This window comes from Streptomyces sp. NBC_00448, assembly GCF_036014115.1.
GTDB lineage: Bacteria > Actinomycetota > Actinomycetes > Streptomycetales > Streptomycetaceae > Actinacidiphila.
Genome location: NZ_CP107913.1, coordinates 8,183,121 through 8,200,616 on the forward strand (window position 1 = coordinate 8,183,121; position 17,496 = coordinate 8,200,616).

The 17,496-nt window shown below is 72.1% G+C and carries 18 protein-coding genes and 1 pseudogene; 14 read left to right on the top strand and 5 right to left on the bottom strand.

What is annotated here, in order from left to right; genetic code table 11:
- Positions 1-152 precede the first annotated feature (152 nt).
- Positions 153-2,906 (bottom strand): SpoIIE family protein phosphatase, encoded by a 2,754-nt coding sequence (locus OG370_RS35305; protein ID WP_328471539.1) that lies wholly within the window; start codon positions 2,904-2,906, stop codon positions 153-155.
- A gap of 384 nt (positions 2,907-3,290) precedes the next feature.
- Between OG370_RS35305 and OG370_RS35310 the strand changes: the two genes are divergently transcribed.
- From OG370_RS35310 to OG370_RS35320, 3 genes are all read left to right on the top strand, one after another.
- The gene (locus OG370_RS35310; protein ID WP_328471541.1) at positions 3,291-4,466 is read left to right on the top strand and encodes a serine hydrolase domain-containing protein; all 1,176 of its coding nucleotides are present in this window, start codon (positions 3,291-3,293) and stop codon (positions 4,464-4,466) included.
- Positions 4,467-4,634: 168 nt separating this feature from the next.
- Positions 4,635-5,477, top strand: coding sequence for a DinB family protein (locus tag OG370_RS35315; RefSeq protein WP_328471543.1), 843 nt, complete (start codon positions 4,635-4,637; stop codon positions 5,475-5,477).
- On the top strand, positions 5,474-5,935 hold the full coding sequence (locus OG370_RS35320) for a VOC family protein (RefSeq protein ID WP_328471545.1): 462 nt from the start codon (positions 5,474-5,476) through the stop codon (positions 5,933-5,935). Before OG370_RS35315 ends, OG370_RS35320 begins: the two co-directional genes overlap by 4 nt.
- A gap of 628 nt (positions 5,936-6,563) precedes the next feature.
- Here OG370_RS35320 and OG370_RS35325 read toward each other — a convergent pair.
- Complete coding sequence (locus tag OG370_RS35325) at positions 6,564-6,818, bottom strand: ArsR/SmtB family transcription factor (protein WP_328474725.1); 255 nt, start codon at positions 6,816-6,818, stop codon at positions 6,564-6,566.
- Positions 6,819-6,885: 67 nt separating this feature from the next.
- On the opposite strand from OG370_RS35325, the gene OG370_RS35330 reads away from it, so the two are divergent.
- Positions 6,886-7,398: a hypothetical protein gene (locus OG370_RS35330; RefSeq protein ID WP_328474916.1), complete on the top strand. Its 513-nt coding sequence runs from the start codon at positions 6,886-6,888 to the stop codon at positions 7,396-7,398.
- A gap of 108 nt (positions 7,399-7,506) precedes the next feature.
- Entirely contained in the window at positions 7,507-7,962 is a 456-nt protein-coding gene (locus OG370_RS35335; protein WP_328471547.1) for a GNAT family N-acetyltransferase, read from the top strand.
- A 77-nt stretch (positions 7,963-8,039) separates the two neighbouring features.
- Here the strand turns inward: OG370_RS35335 and OG370_RS35340 are convergent, their stop codons facing one another.
- Positions 8,040-8,171: a hypothetical protein gene (locus tag OG370_RS35340; RefSeq protein WP_328471549.1), complete on the bottom strand. Its 132-nt coding sequence runs from the start codon at positions 8,169-8,171 to the stop codon at positions 8,040-8,042.
- 130 nt (positions 8,172-8,301) lie between these two features.
- Here OG370_RS35340 and OG370_RS35345 point away from each other — a divergent pair, with 130 nt between their 5' ends.
- From OG370_RS35345 to OG370_RS35355, 3 genes are all read left to right on the top strand, one after another.
- Positions 8,302-8,826, top strand: coding sequence for a hypothetical protein (locus OG370_RS35345; RefSeq protein WP_328471551.1), 525 nt, complete (start codon positions 8,302-8,304; stop codon positions 8,824-8,826).
- Between the two features lie 303 nt (positions 8,827-9,129).
- Positions 9,130-10,356 carry a sensor histidine kinase gene (locus OG370_RS35350; protein ID WP_328471553.1) on the top strand — a complete coding sequence of 409 codons (1,227 nt, stop codon included), beginning with the start codon at positions 9,130-9,132 and terminating at the stop codon, positions 10,354-10,356.
- A complete protein-coding gene (locus OG370_RS35355; RefSeq protein ID WP_328471555.1) occupies positions 10,353-11,096 on the top strand; it encodes a response regulator transcription factor in 744 nt (247 codons plus the stop codon). Before OG370_RS35350 ends, OG370_RS35355 begins: the two co-directional genes overlap by 4 nt.
- Positions 11,097-11,658: 562 nt before the next feature.
- Here the strand turns inward: OG370_RS35355 and OG370_RS35360 are convergent.
- Positions 11,659-11,916, bottom strand: a pseudogene (locus OG370_RS35360) (transposase family protein); the annotation flags it as partial.
- A gap of 27 nt (positions 11,917-11,943) precedes the next feature.
- On the opposite strand from OG370_RS35360, the gene OG370_RS35365 reads away from it, so the two are divergent.
- The 3 genes from OG370_RS35365 to OG370_RS35375 are packed head-to-tail and all read left to right on the top strand — an operon-like array spanning position 11,944 to position 13,216.
- Positions 11,944-12,312 (top strand): protein kinase domain-containing protein, encoded by a 369-nt coding sequence (locus OG370_RS35365; RefSeq protein WP_443060917.1) that lies wholly within the window; start codon positions 11,944-11,946, stop codon positions 12,310-12,312.
- 11 nt (positions 12,313-12,323) lie between these two features.
- Complete coding sequence (locus OG370_RS35370; protein ID WP_328471559.1) at positions 12,324-12,593, top strand: protein kinase domain-containing protein; 270 nt, start codon at positions 12,324-12,326, stop codon at positions 12,591-12,593.
- Entirely contained in the window at positions 12,590-13,216 is a 627-nt protein-coding gene (locus tag OG370_RS35375) for a hypothetical protein (protein ID WP_328471561.1), read from the top strand. Before OG370_RS35370 ends, OG370_RS35375 begins: the two co-directional genes overlap by 4 nt.
- Positions 13,217-13,373: 157 nt before the next feature.
- Here OG370_RS35375 and OG370_RS35380 read toward each other — a convergent pair whose 3' ends face one another.
- Positions 13,374-13,943, bottom strand: coding sequence for a hemerythrin domain-containing protein (locus OG370_RS35380; RefSeq protein ID WP_328471563.1), 570 nt, complete (start codon positions 13,941-13,943; stop codon positions 13,374-13,376).
- Positions 13,944-14,351: 408 nt separating this feature from the next.
- Here OG370_RS35380 and OG370_RS35385 point away from each other — a divergent pair, with 408 nt between their 5' ends.
- From OG370_RS35385 to OG370_RS35395, 3 genes are all read left to right on the top strand, one after another.
- Positions 14,352-14,789 (top strand): hypothetical protein, encoded by a 438-nt coding sequence (locus OG370_RS35385; RefSeq protein ID WP_328471565.1) that lies wholly within the window; start codon positions 14,352-14,354, stop codon positions 14,787-14,789.
- Between the two features lie 224 nt (positions 14,790-15,013).
- Positions 15,014-15,718 (top strand): HAD family hydrolase, encoded by a 705-nt coding sequence (locus tag OG370_RS35390; RefSeq protein WP_328471567.1) that lies wholly within the window; start codon positions 15,014-15,016, stop codon positions 15,716-15,718.
- A gap of 29 nt (positions 15,719-15,747) precedes the next feature.
- Entirely contained in the window at positions 15,748-16,713 is a 966-nt protein-coding gene (locus OG370_RS35395; protein ID WP_328471569.1) for a TIGR03557 family F420-dependent LLM class oxidoreductase, read from the top strand.
- The last annotated feature ends 783 nt before the right edge of the window (positions 16,714-17,496 follow it).

Sequence of the window (17,496 nt, forward strand, 5' to 3'; positions counted from 1 at the left end):
CGGTGACGGGGGCTGCTGAGATGTCCCCTGATAGGACGCTAGGGCATGCCACACGTCCTCCGCGATGAAATGACCTACTTCGGCTTGATATCGCCCCCGCGCGACGCTGCCGCCGCAATTGACGCCGGATGTGCACGGGACCGGGCAGAGGGTCAGATCTCCTCGTCGGCCCACTGGTCCAGGAGGGCCTCGTGGTCCTGGGCCTCCGGCACCAGGGCCGGGCCCGACACCAGTTGCTCGGTCCAGATGACCTTGCCGCGGTTGAGGTAGCGGGTGCCCCAGCGGTGGGCGAGCTGGGCGACCATGAAGAGCCCGCGTCCGCCCTCGTCGCTGATCTTCGCGCGGCGCAGGTGCGGGGCGGTGCTGCTGTTGTCCTGGACCTCGCAGATGAGGCGGTCGAGGTCGTGGACCAGGCGCAGCCGGGCGGGAGGGGAACCGTGGCGGATGGCGTTGGTGACGAGTTCGCTGACGATCAGGCCGGTGGCGTAGGAGAGGTCGTCCAGGCCCCACCGTTCCAGCCGGCCCAGGACGTCGGACCGGATACGGGAGACGGCGGCCGGGTCCGTGGGCACGTTCCACTCCGCCACGCGCTCCGTGTCCATGAGACGGGTACGGGTGACGAGCAGGGTGACGTCGTCGTCCGGGCGTGGTCGAAGTGCGGTCATGACCTCCTCGCACGCCTCTTCCGGGCTTCGGCCCGGATGCGCGAGGGCGTCGTGGAGCAGCGCGAGACCGGTGTCGATGTCGCGCTCCCGGTCCTCGACGAGGCCGTCCGTGAACAGGACGACGAGGGTGTCCGCGGGGAGCCGCAGTTCCGTGGTCTCGAAGGGAAGGCTGCCGCCGAGCCCCAGCGGCGGGGAGCCGGGGACGTCCGGGAAGGTGACGGCTCCCCGCGGAGTCACCAGGGCCGGGCCCGGGTGGCCGGCCCGGGCGAAGACGCAGGTCCCCGCGACCTGGTCGTAGACGGCGTACAGGCAGGTGGCGCCGGTGACGGGCGGCTCCTGGTCCTCCTCGCGCTGCTCGTCCCCCTGGTCCCCCTGCTCCTCCTCGGCGTCCATGCGGGAGACGAGTTCGTCGAGTTGGGCGAGGAGTTCGTCGGGTGCGAGGTCGAGGGCGGAGAAGTTGTGCACGGCGGTGCGCAGGCGGCCCATGGTCGCGGCGGCGTGCACGCCGTGGCCCACCACGTCGCCCACCACGAGGGCGAACCGGGCCCCCGACAGCGGGATGACGTCGAACCAGTCGCCTCCCACCCCTGCCTCGGCGGGCAGGTAGCGGTGCGCCACGTCCAGGCCCGAGTGCTCCGGCGCCACCCGGGGCAGGAGGCTGCGCTGGAGGGCGACAGCCGTGGAGTGCTCCCGGGTGAAGCGCCGCGCGTTGTCCACGGCGACCGCGGCGCGCGCGGCCAGTTCTTCGCCGAACGACCGGTCGTCGGCGTCGAACGGGGGTTGCCGCGAACGCCAGAACTCGACCACGCCCAGGAATCCGGCGCGGGCCCGCAGCGGAACCGACACCAGGGAGTGGATGCCGAAGTCCAGGACCTGCCGGCCTCGTTCCGGGTCGTGGGCGAGCCACGCCTCGGCGTCGGCCAGGTTGCCGAGCAGCTGGGCTCGGCCGGTTCCCACGGCGTCGTCCACCGGTCCGCCGGGCCCGAAGCTGACCTCGCCGACCGGGAAGAGGGGGTGGTCGTCCCGGATGCCCACGACCGCGACGCGCCGCACCCCGCCGGCCGTGAGCGTCGGCTCGTCCCCGCGCAGTACGGGTTCGCGCAGTTCGACGGTGACGTAGTCGGCGAAGCGCGGTACGGACACCTCGGCCAGCTCCTCGGCGGTCCTGACCACGTCCAGGGTGGTGCCGATACGCACGCCCGCGTCGTACAGGAGTTGCAGCCGGCTGCGGGCGAAGTCGGCCCGGGACGCGAGTTCCCTGAGTTCGGTGGTGTCCCGCAGGGTCGCCACGCTGCCCGAGCGGGTGCCTGCCTCGCTGACGGGCCGCTGGTTCACGGACACGAGTCGGTCCCCGACCAGTTCCACCTCGTCGTTCGCGGTCCTGCCCGAGGCCAGCAGTTCGGCGATGCCCGGTGCCATGCCGAGCGCGGAGACCTCGCGGTCGGTGGCACCGTCCGCGGGCAGGTCGAGGAGCCGCCGTGCCTCGTCGTTGACGAGGAGCAGCCGGCCCTCCGAGCCGACGATGACGACACCTTCCCGTACGGCGTGCAGCACGGCGTCGTGGTGTTCGTACATGCGGGTCATCCCGACGGGGCCGAGACCGTGGGTCTGCGCGCGCAGCCGGCGGCTGACGAGCGCGGTCCCGGCGACCGCGAGGACGAGGGTCAGGCCGAGCAGGCCGAGCAGGAGGGGCAGCTGCTGGGAGACCAACTGGTTGACGCTGCCCAGCCTGATCCCTACCGAGACGAACCCGGCGATCCTCCTCCGCGGGTCGAAGACGGCGACGGTCGTGTCGACGGCCGGCCCGAACTTCGCGCTGTCGAACGTCTCCTGGAACGGCCGGCCCGACCGTGCGGGCACGAAGTTCCCGGAGACGTGCCCACCGATCAGCGACGGGTCGGGATGGCTCCAGCGGATGCCTTCGGGGTTGAAGGCGACGATGTAGGTGACGTGCGCTTTCTTCCGGCTGGCCTCGGCGTGCGGCTGGAGGATCGCGCTCGGATCGCGGGACTCCATGGCCGCGAGGGTGCCCGGGGCGTTCGCGAAGGTCTCGGAGACGGCGAGGGAACGGTTGTACGCCTCCTGGGTCGCCCGCTTGTGCGTGTCGTACACGAACGCCGCCGCGGTCAGCGCGGCCAGCAAGGTGACCACCATCAGTTGGAGCAGGAAGACCTCGCCGGCCAGGCTCCGGTGGCCGAGAGGGAACGCCGGGCGGCGGCGCAGGGCCTGTCTCACGCGCATGGACAAGTCATAACCCGCGTCACCCCGTCCCCCGGGGAGCCCCGCAGCGCCGTTCGGGCGACTCCGTGCACGGCCCCGGCCGGGGGCGGCACCGCGGCCGCGACGACGAGGGCGGGTCCCCGCTACGGCGGGAGGACGACGGAACCCTTGGGGCGGGGACGGAGACCTAGGGCGAACTTCCCTGCACCGGAAGGGGGTTGGCGGTAGGAGTTGCCCTGTCGGTAGCCCCTCGGTGTCCCCGGGGGAGAGCCGGATGGGCCGCCCCCTCCCGCGCTGGTGGGATGGACGCGGACCACCGGCTCCGGGGCGCGGCACCCACCGCGGTGCGTGGCCGCCGACCGGTCCCTGGTCATCCAGCGGACTCGTACAGAACGGGGCATCACCATGCACCTGACCGGACGCCGTCGACGTCGCCTGCTCGTCCCGAGCGTCCTCGCCGCGGCCCTCACGCTCACTGCGGCCGGACTGGCCACGGCGTCCGGCGCCGGCGCCGATACCGTCACCGCGCCCACCGCCGCCGGCGATCCCCTCCAGCGGGAAGTGGACGCGATCCGCGACACGGGGACCGTCGGGGTGCTCGCCGACGTGAGGGCATCGGACGCACGACAGCACGCGCGCGCCGGAACCGCCGAGTTGGGCACCGGAAGGCCCGTACCGTGGGACGGCAGGTTCCGGATCGGCAGTGCCACGAAGACCTTCACCGCGACGGTCGTGCTCCAACTCGTGGGCGAGGGGCGGATATCCCTCGATGACACCGTCGAGCACTGGCTGCCCGGAGTGGTCCGGGGCGACGGCCGCGACGGCAGCCGGATCACCGTCCGCCAACTGCTCCAGCACACCAGCGGCATCCCCGAAGTCGAGGGCGACATCCCGTCGTTGAACAGTGCCTCCGGTTACGAGGCCGAACGGCTGCGCACCTACACCCCGGAGGAGCTGGCGGCGCTGGCGATGCGGAACCCCTCCACCGCCGCGCCGGGCACCTTCGCGTACTCCGACACCGACTACATCCTCCTCGGGATGATCATCAAGAAGGCCACCGGCCACAGTTGGGCGGCGGAGGTGAACTCCCGGATCATCCGCCCGCTCCGGCTCGCCGACACCAGCACGCCGGGCGCCTCGCCCTACGTCCCGGGCCCGCACGCCCACGCCTACCGCGCCTTCGGCACCGGTACCGCCATCGACGTCACGCGGATCAACGCCAGCGCGTTCGACGCCTCGGGATCGATCATCAGCACTTCGGCCGACCTGGGCCGCTTCTTCACGGCGCTGGTCAGCGGCCGCCTGCTGGCGCCGGCGCAGTTCGACGAGATGACGACCACCGTGCCCGCGCCGGAGCTCGGCGCGGACTACGGACTGGGGCTGGGCACGTTCCCGTTGTCCTGCGGCGGCAGCTACTACACCCACCCGGGCGGGGTGTCCGGTTACCAGACCTGGGTCGCCGTCACCCCGGACGCGACCCGGACCGTCGTGCTGCTCGCCACCGGCGACGGGGACACGAGCACGGAGGCGGCCATGATCCGTCTGGTGGACCGGGAGATGTGCCGCGGCGGCGGGAAGTAGCAGATGAGCCCGGGGGGCTCCCACCGCCCGCCCCGCATCCGACCGGGCCCTGGCCGTTCCCGCGTCCGGTCACGCCAGGCTGCCCGCCGACGCGGGTGAACCTTCCGGCCGGTCCTGCTGCCCCGCAGACCCTGACGGGACTTCAGGCACGGCCGGCAATCTTCCCCGGTGACCATCCGGACTTCGCGGCTTCCCGCCTCGGCGACGGTCGACCCGGGGAGCAGCGGCACCGTGCAACCGCGGCTGCGCAACACCGGCGATGTCGTCGACGAGTACCGCTTCACGGTGGTCGGGGACATCGCCCCGTACCGCACGGCGCAGCGCACCGGCACTCCCGGGGCACTGACCGCGCGGCGCAACCCCGCTCACCCCGCCGGCGACAGCGGACCGATCCTGTCCGCCAGGGGTGTCAGGGTGGGCGGTATGGATGCAGACCGACTCGACTGGAACCGGACGCTGCGCGAACAGTGGGAGGTCCACTGGCAACATCAGCTCCGAGCTCGCCTTGAGGACCTCACCGACGACGAGTACTTCTGGTCACCGGTGCCGGACGCCTGGAGCGTGCGGCCGCGCGGCAGCTCGACGGCGCCCGTGCAGGCCGGTACCGGGGACTTCACGATCGACTTCGCCTTCCCGCAGCCGGTCCCTGCGGCCTTCACCACGATCGCCTGGAGACTCGGGCACGTCATCGTCGGCGTCCTCGCCGCGCGCAACGCGGCGCACTTCGGCGCGCCGGCGGCGTCGTACGAGACCTGGGAGTACGCCGGCGGTGCGGCCGCCGCGCTCGACCAGCTCGAGACCCAGCTCGACGTCTGGCGAGCCGGGGTGCGCGGCCTCGGTGACGCCGGGCTCCGGGTACCGGTCGGCGCGAAGGAGCCCTTCCCCGAGGCGCCCATGGCTGATCTGGTGCTGCACATCCACCGCGAGCTGATCCACCACCTGTCCGAGGTCTGCCTGCTGCGCGACCTCCACCTGCACATGAACCCCACGACGAACGGAGCGACCCGATGAGCCGCCACGTCCAGATCACCTTCGACGCCCATGACCCGCGGGCGCTGTCGTGCTTCTGGCGCGACGCACTGGGCTACGTCCACCCCGGCCCGCCCGGAGTCGACCTCCCCGAGGGCGCCGACCCGCTCGCCGCATGGGACGACTTCCTCGCACGGGTCGGCGTACCGCAGGAGCAGCGCGCCACGAGATCGGCCATCGAGGACGCGGACGGGTCCGGTCCACGGTTGTTCTTCCAGCAGGTGCCGGAGGGCAAGGTCGCCAAGAACCGCGTCCACCTCGACGTCCGTGCGGCTCCCGGACTTGAGGGAGCGGAGCGGATGGCGGCACTGGAAGCCGAGTGCGACCGGCTCGTCGCGCTGGGAGCCACGCGGGTACGTCGCCACGAGCCCGTTCCCCCGATGAGCGCGGGCTTCCTCGTGATGACCGACCCCGAGGGCAACGAGTTCTGCCTCGACTGACCCAGCCCACCTGTAGTCGCCGGGCCGCGCCCGGTCCTGAGCCTGCGGCGGCATCAGCGCCGGGGCAGGGGGATGACGCCCGTGGCGTTGTCCCCCTGCCCTTGCCCAGGCCTCAGCTCGCACCGGAGGCGCTGCGGTCGATTTCCACCCCCCGACGAGTCCCTACGATTCCGGGTTCCTCGACACAGGAGACGGCAACTACGCGCACAAGCCGGCGGGGATTCCGGGGGGGATCGTGCACGGCCGGCACGACATGGGATGCCCGTTCCAGACGGCGTGGCCGGGCGCGCGGCTCCGCATCATCGAGGACGCCGGGCATGCCGGAAGTGACACGGCGGGCGAAGGGCTCCGCGAGGCCATCGAGGAGTTCAAGAACCGGTGACTCCGTAGCGTGCAGGTGCCGGCGGGTCATGTCCAGCCCGTTTCCGAGTAGGAGCGGCCTTCGGAGATGGCGTGGATCGCCGACCGGGTGTGCCCGCCGTCCGGCGGTGGCACGGTGGTCGGTTCGGCGGTCATCGTGGCGCGCTCCGATCGGGTCGGGCCTGGACGGCACATGCGGGGGAGTCGTGCAGCTGAGGTGATCTGGCAGGACAGCAACGGTGCGAACGCGCCGGGCTGTTGGGCGAGTTCAGGGATGTGGGGGTGGGTCGTTCTGAGCGGTGTGGAGAGCGGCGCCGAGGGGGCTTTGGCGGTAGTGGACGTGGCGTCCGTGGCGGGTGCGGTCGACGAGGTGGGCGGCGGCCAGGACGGACAGGTGCTGGCTGACGGCCGGGGGTGAGACGTTCAGCCGGTGGGCGAGTTCGGTGGTGGAGGCGGGCTCGGAGAGCAGGGCCAGGATCTGGGCGCGGGGGCGACCCAGGAGCGTTTCCAGGGACCGGGGAATCGGAGGTGCGGGTGTTTTCGCCGAGGAGGGCCTGGCCGCGGGCGGAGTAGACGATGTGGGGCGGGGCGTGGGGGCTGAGCATGGTGGAGACGCCGTCGACGAAGCAGCTGGGGGTGAGCAGCAGGCGCCGGCCGTCGATGGGGTCGTCCTCCAGGTCCGCGCCGCCCGATCCGCAGCCGATCTGCCCGCGGCCGCCCGCTCCTTCCGCGCCGGCGGCCTGCTCACCGCTCTCGCCTGCGTCACGGCCGCCGCTGCCGCGCACCGCACCCCCTCCGCCGCCGCCGCGATCCTGCTGACGGCCGTCCTGTTCCTCACACTCGGTGAGGTCACCTCCCAGGCAGGCAGTTGGACCCTCGGCTACGCTCTGGCCCCCGACCACGCCCAGGGCGCCTACCAGGGCGTCTTCCAGACCGGTATCTCCCTCACCCAGGCACTCGGCCCCCTGGCGGTCACCGCCCTGGTACTCCCGCACGGCACCGGGGGATGGTGCGCCCTGGGCGCCGTCTTCGGCGCCGCGGCACTCACCCTGCCCGCCGTCGTACGGCACGCCGAACGGCACCGAAACACCGACTCCGCGTGACAGACCGCTTCAGGGGCCCGCCACACCGCGGGGCCGCCCCCGATTCCCCTTGCCCGGCCCTGCGCGGCCCGCGATGGCGCAGACCCTTGTCAGAGAGACGGAGAGCAGATGAAGATCATGGAAGACGATCTGTCCGGCCCGCAGATCGCCCGGTTCCTCGAAGAACACCTCCAGCAGATGCGGTCCATCACGCCGGAGGAGAGCGTGCACGCGCTCGATCTCGACGCACTGCGCAAGCCCGGGATCACCTTCTGGTCGGTCCTGGACGGTGATCTCCTGGTGGGCTGCGGAGCGGTCAAGGAACTGGCGGCGGGCCACGCGGAACTCAAGTCGATGCGCACCAAGCCGGTGCGCCGCCGCAGCGGCATCGCGTCCCTGCTGCTGACGCACATCGTCGCCCAAGCCCGGTCTGCCGGCTTCACCCGGCTGAGCCTGGAGACGGGGGCAGCCGACAACTTTCTTCCCGCCAGGCGGCTGTACGAGAAGTTCGGGTTCGAGTACTGCGCACCATTCGGGGAGTACCGAGCCGACCCGAACAGCGCATTCATGACGCGGACCCTTTGAACGAAACCGGCACGATCTCGTTTCGCCGACCGGTGCAGTACCCGCCCGCGGGGTGAGCAGTTCGCAGCTCAGCCCCGTCACGCCGGCGACGGCACGTGGCCGGACCAGTTCTCGCCGACGAGCGGGGCCCAGCGCTCGGCTGTCTCGGGGTGGATGCCGAGCGGGCCGGCGATGATCATGGGCGGTAGGTCGATCAGGGCGTCCATCATGGCGGTGTTCCGGGCAGCTCGGGCGGGCCGAACCGGAAGGCGTCAACCCAGGGGTTGACGTGGGACATCAACCCAGGGGTCAACCCTGCGGCTGACGTTGCGGCGCCGCGCGGACGGCAGTCTCAAGGGCGTGACGACGACTGATTACCTCATCTCCGCGGTACTGATCCTCCTGGTGATACCGCAGATCCGCGGCACCCGGGTCACCCTGCGCACCGCGATGCTGCCGGTGGTGTGCGTCGCGGCGGCGGCCGCGTACTACCTCAAGTCCTTCCCGACCGCGGGCCACGACGTGAGGCTGTACGTCGTCGGCGCGGTCGTCGGTGCGGTGCTGGGGCTCGCCTGCGGCGCGGCCACGCTGATGAGCCGCGGCTCGGACGGTGTCGCGTTCGCCAAGGCGGGGGTGGCCGCGGCGGCGTTGTGGATCGCGGGGATGCTGCTGCGCTCCGGGTTCGAGTTCTGGTCCGCCCACAGCGGTGCCGAACACATCGCGCGGTTCAGCCGCGACCACATGATCACCAGTTCCGACGCGTGGACCGTCGCGCTCCTGCTGATGGCCTTCGCGCAGGTCCTGGCCCGGCTCATCGTGATACGGACCAGGGCGCGCCGGGTCACCGCGAGTGCCGCGACAGCGTCCGCACTGGCCGAGGGCTGAGTGCGTGGGCGTGGGACCCGGCCCGCCGCAGGGGCGGTGAACGCCAGGGCGGCGGCACGGAACCGTACCAGCGGCGCGAGCCGTCGGAACCGGAGCCGTACGAGGGACGGAAGCCGCCGGAGCGGCGCGCACGGCCTGAACCGTACGAGCCGCCGGAGGAGCGGACGATTCGCAAGCCGCTGAGCCCGCCGAACCCACCTCCCCGGTGGTGCCCGGCCCGCTCCGTGACCTGGCCCCGGACCCCGCGGTCCGGGGCTGAGGCACGTGGCAACCCCCTTGGACCGCCGCCCTATCCTTCAGTGCATGACGGACTTCCCTGCCGGCCCACCCGCCGTCGCGGTCAGCCCGCGGCTGGCGGTGGCGCTGGCCCGCGTCCAGGACCGGCGGGAACGCAGGATCAGGCGCCTGCTGTCGTTGCTGTGGGTCATCTTCGTCACCATCGGCGTCCAGTCGCTGTCCGCCCATCCCGCGCCCGGTTCCCAGGGGGTGCACCTCGCCGTCGCCCTGCTGCTCGCCGGGTGCCTGCTGCCGATCGCGGCCGTCGCCTCCGGCCGATGGCAGGTGACGGCGCCGCTTCCGTGCGTCGTGTACTGCCTGCTGGTCGGCGAGTTCGGGCTGGCGCTCGGCGTGCTGCAACCCCACGCCATGTCCGTGCTCCCGACGTCGGTGGGCGTGCTGACCTCCTTCCTGGTGCTGCGGCCGGTCCCGGCCACGGTCCTGAGCGGCGTACTGGTCGGCGAGTTGCTCGGCGCCAACCTCGCCGGGATGGACGGCAGCGCCACCAACATGGTCAGCCAGATGCAGTTCTGCGCGGTCCTCGCCGTCATGGCGGTCTTCATCCGGCAGGCGGGCAGCAACGAGGCGCGCGCCGAACTGCTGCTGGCCCAGCTGGAGGACGCCCGGGAGACGGAGACCGAGGCCGCGGCACTGGCCGAGCGCACCCGGATCGCGCAGGACCTGCACGACGTCCTGGCCCAGACCCTGTCCGGGCTGGCCATCCAGGTCCAGGCCGCCCGCAGGATGGCCCGGCGCGACCGGGCCGACGAGGAACTACGCGGCCTGTTGGACCGTACCGCGAAGCTGGTCAAGGACGGTCTGGGCGACGCGCGCCGGGCGGTGGGCGCGCTGCGCGGGGACCGGCCGCCCTCCCTGGACCGGCTGGCCGAACTGGTCGAGCGCTACCGCACCGACCTGGACCTCGACGTGACGATGACCGTCATCGGGACCCGGCGGCCGGTGCCCGGCGACGCGGGCGTGGCGCTGTACCGGGGAGCGCAGGAGGCGTTGACCAACGCGGCGCGGTACGCACGCGGTGCCCGCACCGTCGTGACCCTCTGCTACGAGCCGGAGTCCATGACACTGACCGTCGAGGACCGGCGCGACAGCGGCGCCCCCGTCCCGGCACCGGTGCCCGGCGGCTCGGGCCTGGGCCTGACCGGCATGCGCGAGCGGGTGGCCCTGGCCGGCGGCAAGGCGAGCGCGGGTCCGACTGGCCACGGATGGACCGTACGGATGGAGATACCCGCGTGACGCAGCCCAATGCCGAACCCGGACCCGGAGCCGAACCCGGACCCGGGTCGAAGATCAGGGTGCTCGTCGCGGACGACCAGCGCGTGGTGCGCGACGGACTGGTCCTGCTGGTCGGCATGCTGGAGGGTATCGAGGTGGTCGGCGCGGCCGGCAACGGCGCCGATGCGGTCGAACTCGCCGGACGGCTGCGCCCCGACGTGGTGCTGATGGATCTGGACATGCCGGTACTCGGCGGCGTCGCCGCGACCGAGTTGCTGCGCGAACGGCTGCCGAACACCGCGGTTCTCGTGCTCACCACCTACGCGAACGACGACTCGGTCTTCCCTGCCCTGCGGGCCGGCGCACGCGGCTACCTGACCAAGGACGCGGACGACGACCAGGTCGAGGCCGCGATCCACAACGTGCACGGCGGCCGCACCTGGCTCGACCCCGTCGTCCAGGCCCGCCTGGTCGCCGCGATCCAGCTCGACGCCCCCGCACCGGCGAACTCCCGGGTCCGCCAGGGAAGTTCCCCAGGCACGGCCGCCCAACTCCCCGACGGCCTGACCCCGCGCGAGGCCGAGGTCCTCACCCTCATCGCCGACGGCCTGTCCAACGCCCAGATCTGCGCCCGCCTCGTGGTCAGCCAGGCCACCGTCAAGACCCACATCAACCGCATCTTCACGAAGATCGGCGTCACCGACCGCGCCCAAGCCGTCCGCTACGCCTACCGCAACAACCTGCCCGTCGAACAGCCCTGACGCCCACGCGCGTCACCATCGTCAGCCGGCATCCGCACGCCGCGCACGAACGGACTGCCAGGGCACCACGGCGGGCGGATCGATGCGCCGGGGATCGACGAGAACGGGGCACCCGTGGTCGTGGAGTTCACGCGCCGGCCGACCTGCGCCACACCGGTCTGACCTGGACGGCCGACGCCGGAATCCCGCTGCATGTCCTGCGGTTGATCGCCGGACACGGTTCGCTGACCACCACCCAGCGCTACGTAATGCGGAAGCTCGACCGGATCTCTATCCGGTGGGGATTCCGTGGTGTGTAACGGCCGCCCGCCTTCCTCGCCAAGGCCACCACCGGAACGATCCGCGACCATCTGATCAACGCGTCTGCCCGCTTGGCTCGTTCGCCCCGGCGCCTCACTCCGCCGCCTGCCCGAACGGAGGCCCTGGGCCGACGGCTTCGCCCAACCCTTCGTCCGCGGGCGCATCCCGCTATCCACCGCCTGAGGAGTTCTGCTCTCCCCACCCGCAAGGGCCCGACGGGCCTTGACCCCCTGGTCTTGGACACACGAGACACTGAGCTTCTTCAGTGTTGCCGCTCCAGGGTGAGGACGGCCTTGGCGATTGACGTCATGCGGTTGGGGCTGCACCGGGATCGGCGGAAGATCCGCCAGGACTTCAGGCGGGCGATGCCGCGTTCGACGGGTGCCCGTGCTGCGGCCAGGGCGCGGTTGAGGGTCTTCTCGGTGGGGGTGGGTTCCTGCAGGGGCCTGCGTTTGATGCCGGTGGTCAGCCAGGGGCCGGCGCCCTGGTAGGCGAGGTCGGCCAGGATGGGGACGCTTTGCCCGGTGGCCGTCCGGTCGCGCTGAAGGTGGTCCGCCCGGAGCTGGCCCGGGACGGGGAGTTCCGGCGCCGCTTCGCCCGTGAGGTGGCGGCGGCCCGCCAGGTCAACGGTGCCTTCACCGCCGGTGTCGTCGATGCCGACCCCGAGGGTTCCCCGGCCTGGCTGGCGACCGTCTACGTATCCGGGGTGCCGCTGGGGGAGGCGGTATCCCGGCACGGCCCCTGGGCGGCCGGGCCCGTGCTGGCGCTCGGCGCGGGACTAGCCGAGGCCCTGGAGGCGATTCACGCCGCCGGCGTCGTCCACCGCGATCTGAAGCCCTCCAACGTGCTGCTGGCTTCCGACGGCCCCGCGCGATCGACTTCGGGATCTCCACCGCGAGCGAGGCCAGCGCGCTGACCCACACCGGCATGACGATCGGCACCCCCGGTTTCATGTCTCCCGAACAGCTCACCGGCGCGTCCATCGGCCCCGCCAGCGACGTCTTCGCCCTCGGCGCGGTGCTGGCCTACACCGCCGCCGGCGTCGGCCCGTTCGGCACCGGCACTCCGCACGCTCTGCACTTCCGCGCGGTGTACGAACAGCCGGATCTCGACGCCCTGCCGCCCGGACTGCGCGAGATCGTGGCGGCCTGCCTGGCCAAGGAACCCCACCGGCGGCCGACCGGCTGCACCGCATGACCGCCCCGGCCGGCGCGGAGGCGGCCGAAGCTACGCTGTTGCTCACCGAGCCCGACTGGATGCCCGACGCGGTCAACCAGCTCGTCCTGGCGAGCACCGCCACCGCACTGCCCCGCGCGCCGAGCCAGACCCCGAGCCAGACCCCGAGCCCGGTCCTGCCCGCGGTCCCGACCCCGACCCCGCCGGACCTTCCCGCTGTGCCACCGGGGCCGACTTCCGAGGCGGTGCACGCGCCTCCCGCACCTCCGGGGATACCCTCCTCGCCGACGCCATCCGCCGGCGCCGACCCCGCGGCTGCGGGTCCGCGGATGGACGAGGCGCCCACCCGGACCGCGGACCACCTTGCCCCGGGCGGCGTCGGCCGTTCCGAACCGGCGCACGAACCGGCCGACTCCGCACCTCTGGTGCACTCGTATCCCGCCGGGACGCCACCCCCCATGACACGGCGCGGCGCACTGCTCGCCCTGGCGGGTACCGCTGTTGCCGCCGGAGCCGTCGTCGCGGTCTGGAAGACCTCCGACGGGGGTTCCGGTGCCGGCGGAAGGCATGGGGGCGGAGACCTGGTGCTGCTCGCCTACCCGGCTTCGTATGGCGCGCACCGGCGAGGTGGGAACATCCGGTGAACGTCACTGCCGCCGCGGGTGGTTCGAGCAGCGGTTCCCCCAGGGCTTACCCGGGCGGTGTTTGTGAACCGCCGGCGCGGCAATCCGCGCCCGTCGGACACCAAGGTGCGGTGGTGCCCGTCGGACGGGGCACCACCGCACCGGGTACGCCTCCGCCTCAGCGGCCGATGGCGTCCCTGGCCTTGTCCATCATCGCGGCGAACGGGCCGGTCAGTTTCAGCGCGGCGGGACTGCCAGCCGCCCCCGGATGGGGGTGGCTCGGGGCCAGGCGCTCCGCCCGGCGCAACCGGGTTCCCATGCTCTGCCGCTGGTCGACGGAGCACTCGGCCACGATGGCCGGGAACTCCTCCCGCTCCTCGTGGGCGGCGTGATCACCGACGGCCTGCTCGAACTCCGCGAGTGTCGCCTCGAATTCGGGGCTGGAGACATCCATCCCCTCGAGTTTCTTCAGGACCGCGCTCGCTTCCTTCTCTTCCGCGTTACGGGCATCGGCTTCTTGCTGTCCGGCCGTCTTCTTGGCGACCGGGCGGACGACGAGTTCCTCTGCTGCTTCGTGGATGGCCAGCAGGGCGCGCAGTTCGTCGAAGGCGTGCTTCCGCTCCTCCCCGCGCGCGGCGGTGACCTCGCCGAAGAGGCTGCGGATTCGCGTGTGCTGTTCGAGCAGCAGCGTCACGACATCGCCTTCGGGCAGCTGCACCGCCGTGCTGGTTCCGGTCGGATAGTTCATCACAGGCTCCTTCGTCAGCTGGTGGCGATTGCGTCGCCGACTCGGCTGTCCACTCCGTGCGCGGGCAAACCACGCCGGGGCCAACCGGTCGAGGGCGGGAGTGCCGGCCGCGGAGGGGGCGGCCGCCGACCGCCGACCTGCCCGGCACCACCAGCCCCCGGTGCTCGTCTACGTCGTTCTGGACGGCTGGTGCCGCCAGATGGTCGAGCACGGGGGAGGAAGGCGACTCCACTGCCGACCGGCCGCTGAACGGCCTGCGCGACCTGAGCGGCCACGCCGGCGGGTGGGAGAGGACGACGCAGGTGCGCGTGCTCTCGAAGTGCGACGCTCCGACGAGGCTCGTACCGATGGTGGCTCTTCTGGCTTGCCGAGGTTGTCCCGCCGGGTGATCCGGGGAATCCGTCGCGCATGACCAATGACGACGAATCAGGGGCCGCCGGACACAACCGGCGGTCGGCCGGGATGAGCGACTCCTTGGTGGAGGCGCTCGGTGTCCTCTCAGAAGCGCTGGAGACGGTGGAGCGGGCGCGCGGGAGGTTGTACGACTTCCACCAGCTCACCGGGGGCGCGGACCTTCGCCTCGGCGCGGCAGCGGAGAAACTGCGTGCGGCCGGCCACCCCGCCTACGCGGAGATGCTGGAAAGGGAACTGGTGGGCCGTAACGTCCTCCCGGGTTACTGGACCTTCCAGATGGTCGAGACCTACGACGAGGCGTACTACGAACCGTTCCGCCGCATGGAGCAGGACATCCGGGCCGAGCTGGCGGACGGGCGGCGCCACATCCACGAGGCCGAGATGAAAGAGGCGCGCCGCACCCACGGGCATCCCGACCACACCGCCCGGTAGGCAGGACCGTCGGATGCTTCCTCGCGTCGGCCCGCAAACAGCAGGATGATGCCGCCCGAAGCGGACAGGAGAGTCGCGATGGCGAGCCGCCGCATCACGTCACTCCGGCGGATGCCCCTGCCGGGGGCCCAACGGATCGCGGACGGCAGGAAACCCTGAACCGGTCCTGGTCCGATCGGCCGGACCGGAGCTGCGCCGCCCCCACGACACCGAGAGGATGAAGCATGACCGCACCCGAGACAGTCGGCGGCGACGCCGGCGGAGCCGTGCTGTTCGACGTGGACGGCACCTTGATGGACACCGTCTACCTCCACACCGTCGCGTGGTGGGAGGCACTGCGGCAGAAGGGTGCCCACGTGACGACCGCCCGCATCCACCGCTGCATCGGCATGGGCAGCGACCACCTGCTGGACGCGCTGCTGGGGGAGGACCGCGACCGGGACGGCGGCGAGGCCCTCAGCGCAGCTCACGACACTCTTTACGCGCAGTACTGGTCCCGGCTGGCGCCGTTGCCCGGAGCGCCCGATCTGCTGCGTGCCTGCGCCGCGCGCGGCTGGCGGGTGGTGCTCGCCTCCTCCGCCAAGGAGGAGGAAGCCCAGGTGATGATCCGTGCGCTCGACGTCGGGGACGTGATCGACGCGGTCACCACGGCCTCCGACGTGTCGTCCAGCAAGCCGGCCCCCGACCTCGTCCAGCAGGCGCTGGAGAAAGCCGGTGTTGCGGCCGGGCGAGCGGTCTTCGTCGGTGACGCGGCCTGGGACGGCAAAGCCGCACGCAAGGCCGGTGTGCGCTGTGTCGGCCTGCTCACCGGCGGCTGGACGCGCGAGGAACTGGGCGGGGCCGGGATGGAAGCGGTGTACGACTCGCCGCAAGAGCTGCTCGACCGGCTCGACCACAGCGCCCTCGCCGCCCCGCCCAGCCGGGGATGAACTCCTCGCCCGCAGCCGAAAGGATCGCGATGACCCGCTACGGATACTTCCTCTCCTCCGAGGAGTTCACGCCGCATGAGCTGCTCGACCAGGCACGTATGGCGGAGGAGGCGGGCTTCGAGGGGCTTGCCATCTCCGACCACTTCCATCCGTGGAACGACGAGCAGGGGGAGAGCCCCTTCGTCTGGTCCATGATCGGCGCGCTGTCCCAGGTGACGTCCCTGCCGGTCACCACTTTGGTGACCTGCCCGACCGTGCGGATGCACCCGGTGATCAACGCGCAGGCGGCCGCGACCGCGGCCGTGCTCACCGGGGGAGCGTTCCGGTTCGGGCTGGGCAGCGGCGAAGCGCTCAACGAACACATCCTGGGCGACGGCTGGCCCGACGCGGACGTGCGGCTGGACATGCTGGAAGAAGCGGTGGAGGTGATCAGGAAACTCTTCAGCGGCGACCGCGTCACCCACCGCGGCACCCATTACACCGTGCAGAACGCCCGCCTCTACACGATCCCGGACCAGCCCGCGCCGCTGTACATCTCCGGGTTCGGTCCCCGCGCGGCGGAACTGGCCGGGCGGATCGGCGACGGATTCGTGACGATGCAGCCGGACGCCGCGCTGGTCGAGCGCTTCCGGAAGTCGGGCGGAGAGGGCAAGCCGGTCGTGGGCGGTCTGAAGGTCTGTTGGGACACCGATCGCCGGCGCGCGGTGAGGACGGTGCACCGGCTCTGGCCCAACGAGCAGTTGCCCGGTGAGCTGCCGCAGATCCTGCCGACCCCCGAGCACTTCGAGCAGGCGAGCACCCTGGTCACCGAGGGCATGATCGCCGACGCGGTGGTCTGCGGCGCCGATCCCGACGAGCACGTCGAAGCTGTGGCGGCCTACGCCCGGGCGGGCTTCGACGAGGTGTACGTCAACCAGATCGGTCCCGACCAGCGCCACTTCTTCGACTTCTACCAATCGACCGTCCTGCCCCGCCTCACCGCGGCGACCTCCTGAGCCCGATGCGTCCGCCGCCCGCCTACGGCGCGGACCCGAAGGCGGCGTCGAACGCGCCAACGCCGGTCCGCGGCCGCTTGTTTCGAGGGGCGGGGCACGGCGTCACCGTGGGGCGGGGACCTTCGAAAAGCATCGCGAGGAGATGAGGCTGGGATGAGTGGAGCGAACGCCGCAACCGACTGGGACGTGTCCGGCAGGGAGTCGGGAACGCAGGGCAGGGAACCCGCGCCGCCGACCCCCACGCCGACGCCGGGGCCAGGGCCGGAGCCCCAGCCCGGACCGCTGCCAGGCCCGGTCCGCCCGCCGGGCGGCCCGGACCCGGTTCCGCCCGCCCCGCCGGTTCCGCCGGGGCCCCTGCCCGATCCTCCGCCGCCGCCCGCACCGGGCCCCGATCCGCATCCGGCACCCGGCCCGCTGCCGGAGCCGTCACCGGCGCCGCAACCCGGCACCTGACGACGCGGCGCCCCATCGAGGAGCACTTGGCAGGCCCCGATCCGTGACAGGACGCGGCCTGGAAACGTGGCCGCCCGCCCGCCGCGGCTCGGCTCGGCGAAGGCTCGACCCCCTCCAGGGATGACCCGTGGCAGATCAGGTCACCATTGATACCGGGGGCACTCGCGGCGGCCGTGTCCGGTGGGGCGCTGGTCAGGAGGTAAGGGCTGACGGGCCCGTGGGGCAAGCCGTTGTGCGCCGCCGTATAGGCGTCCGTGATCGTGTGGTCGGAGTCCTGGTCGGCGCCTACTTCGGATCTTGCGGGGCGGATGCGAAGAGGTTGAGGCCCAG

Excerpts from the sequence above, each read along its gene's own strand:
- OG370_RS35305 (WP_328471539.1), bottom strand. The coding sequence starts at position 2,906 with ATGCGCGTGAGACAGGCCCTGCGCCGCCGCCCGGCGTTCCCTCTCGGC.
- OG370_RS35390 (WP_328471567.1), top strand. The coding sequence starts at position 15,014 with ATGACCGCACCCGAGACAGTCGGCGGCGACGCCGGCGGAGCCGTGCTG.
- OG370_RS35320 (WP_328471545.1), top strand. The coding sequence starts at position 5,474 with ATGAGCCGCCACGTCCAGATCACCTTCGACGCCCATGACCCGCGGGCG.
- OG370_RS35395 (WP_328471569.1), top strand. The coding sequence starts at position 15,748 with ATGACCCGCTACGGATACTTCCTCTCCTCCGAGGAGTTCACGCCGCAT.
- OG370_RS35310 (WP_328471541.1), top strand. The coding sequence starts at position 3,291 with ATGCACCTGACCGGACGCCGTCGACGTCGCCTGCTCGTCCCGAGCGTC.
- OG370_RS35385 (WP_328471565.1), top strand. The coding sequence starts at position 14,352 with ATGACCAATGACGACGAATCAGGGGCCGCCGGACACAACCGGCGGTCG.
- OG370_RS35370 (WP_328471559.1), top strand. The coding sequence starts at position 12,324 with ATGACGATCGGCACCCCCGGTTTCATGTCTCCCGAACAGCTCACCGGC.
- OG370_RS35375 (WP_328471561.1), top strand. The coding sequence starts at position 12,590 with ATGACCGCCCCGGCCGGCGCGGAGGCGGCCGAAGCTACGCTGTTGCTC.
- OG370_RS35350 (WP_328471553.1), top strand. The coding sequence starts at position 9,130 with ATGACGGACTTCCCTGCCGGCCCACCCGCCGTCGCGGTCAGCCCGCGG.
- OG370_RS35340 (WP_328471549.1), bottom strand. The coding sequence starts at position 8,171 with ATGATGGACGCCCTGATCGACCTACCGCCCATGATCATCGCCGGCCCG.
- OG370_RS35335 (WP_328471547.1), top strand. The coding sequence starts at position 7,507 with ATGAAGATCATGGAAGACGATCTGTCCGGCCCGCAGATCGCCCGGTTC.
- OG370_RS35380 (WP_328471563.1), bottom strand. The coding sequence starts at position 13,943 with ATGAACTATCCGACCGGAACCAGCACGGCGGTGCAGCTGCCCGAAGGC.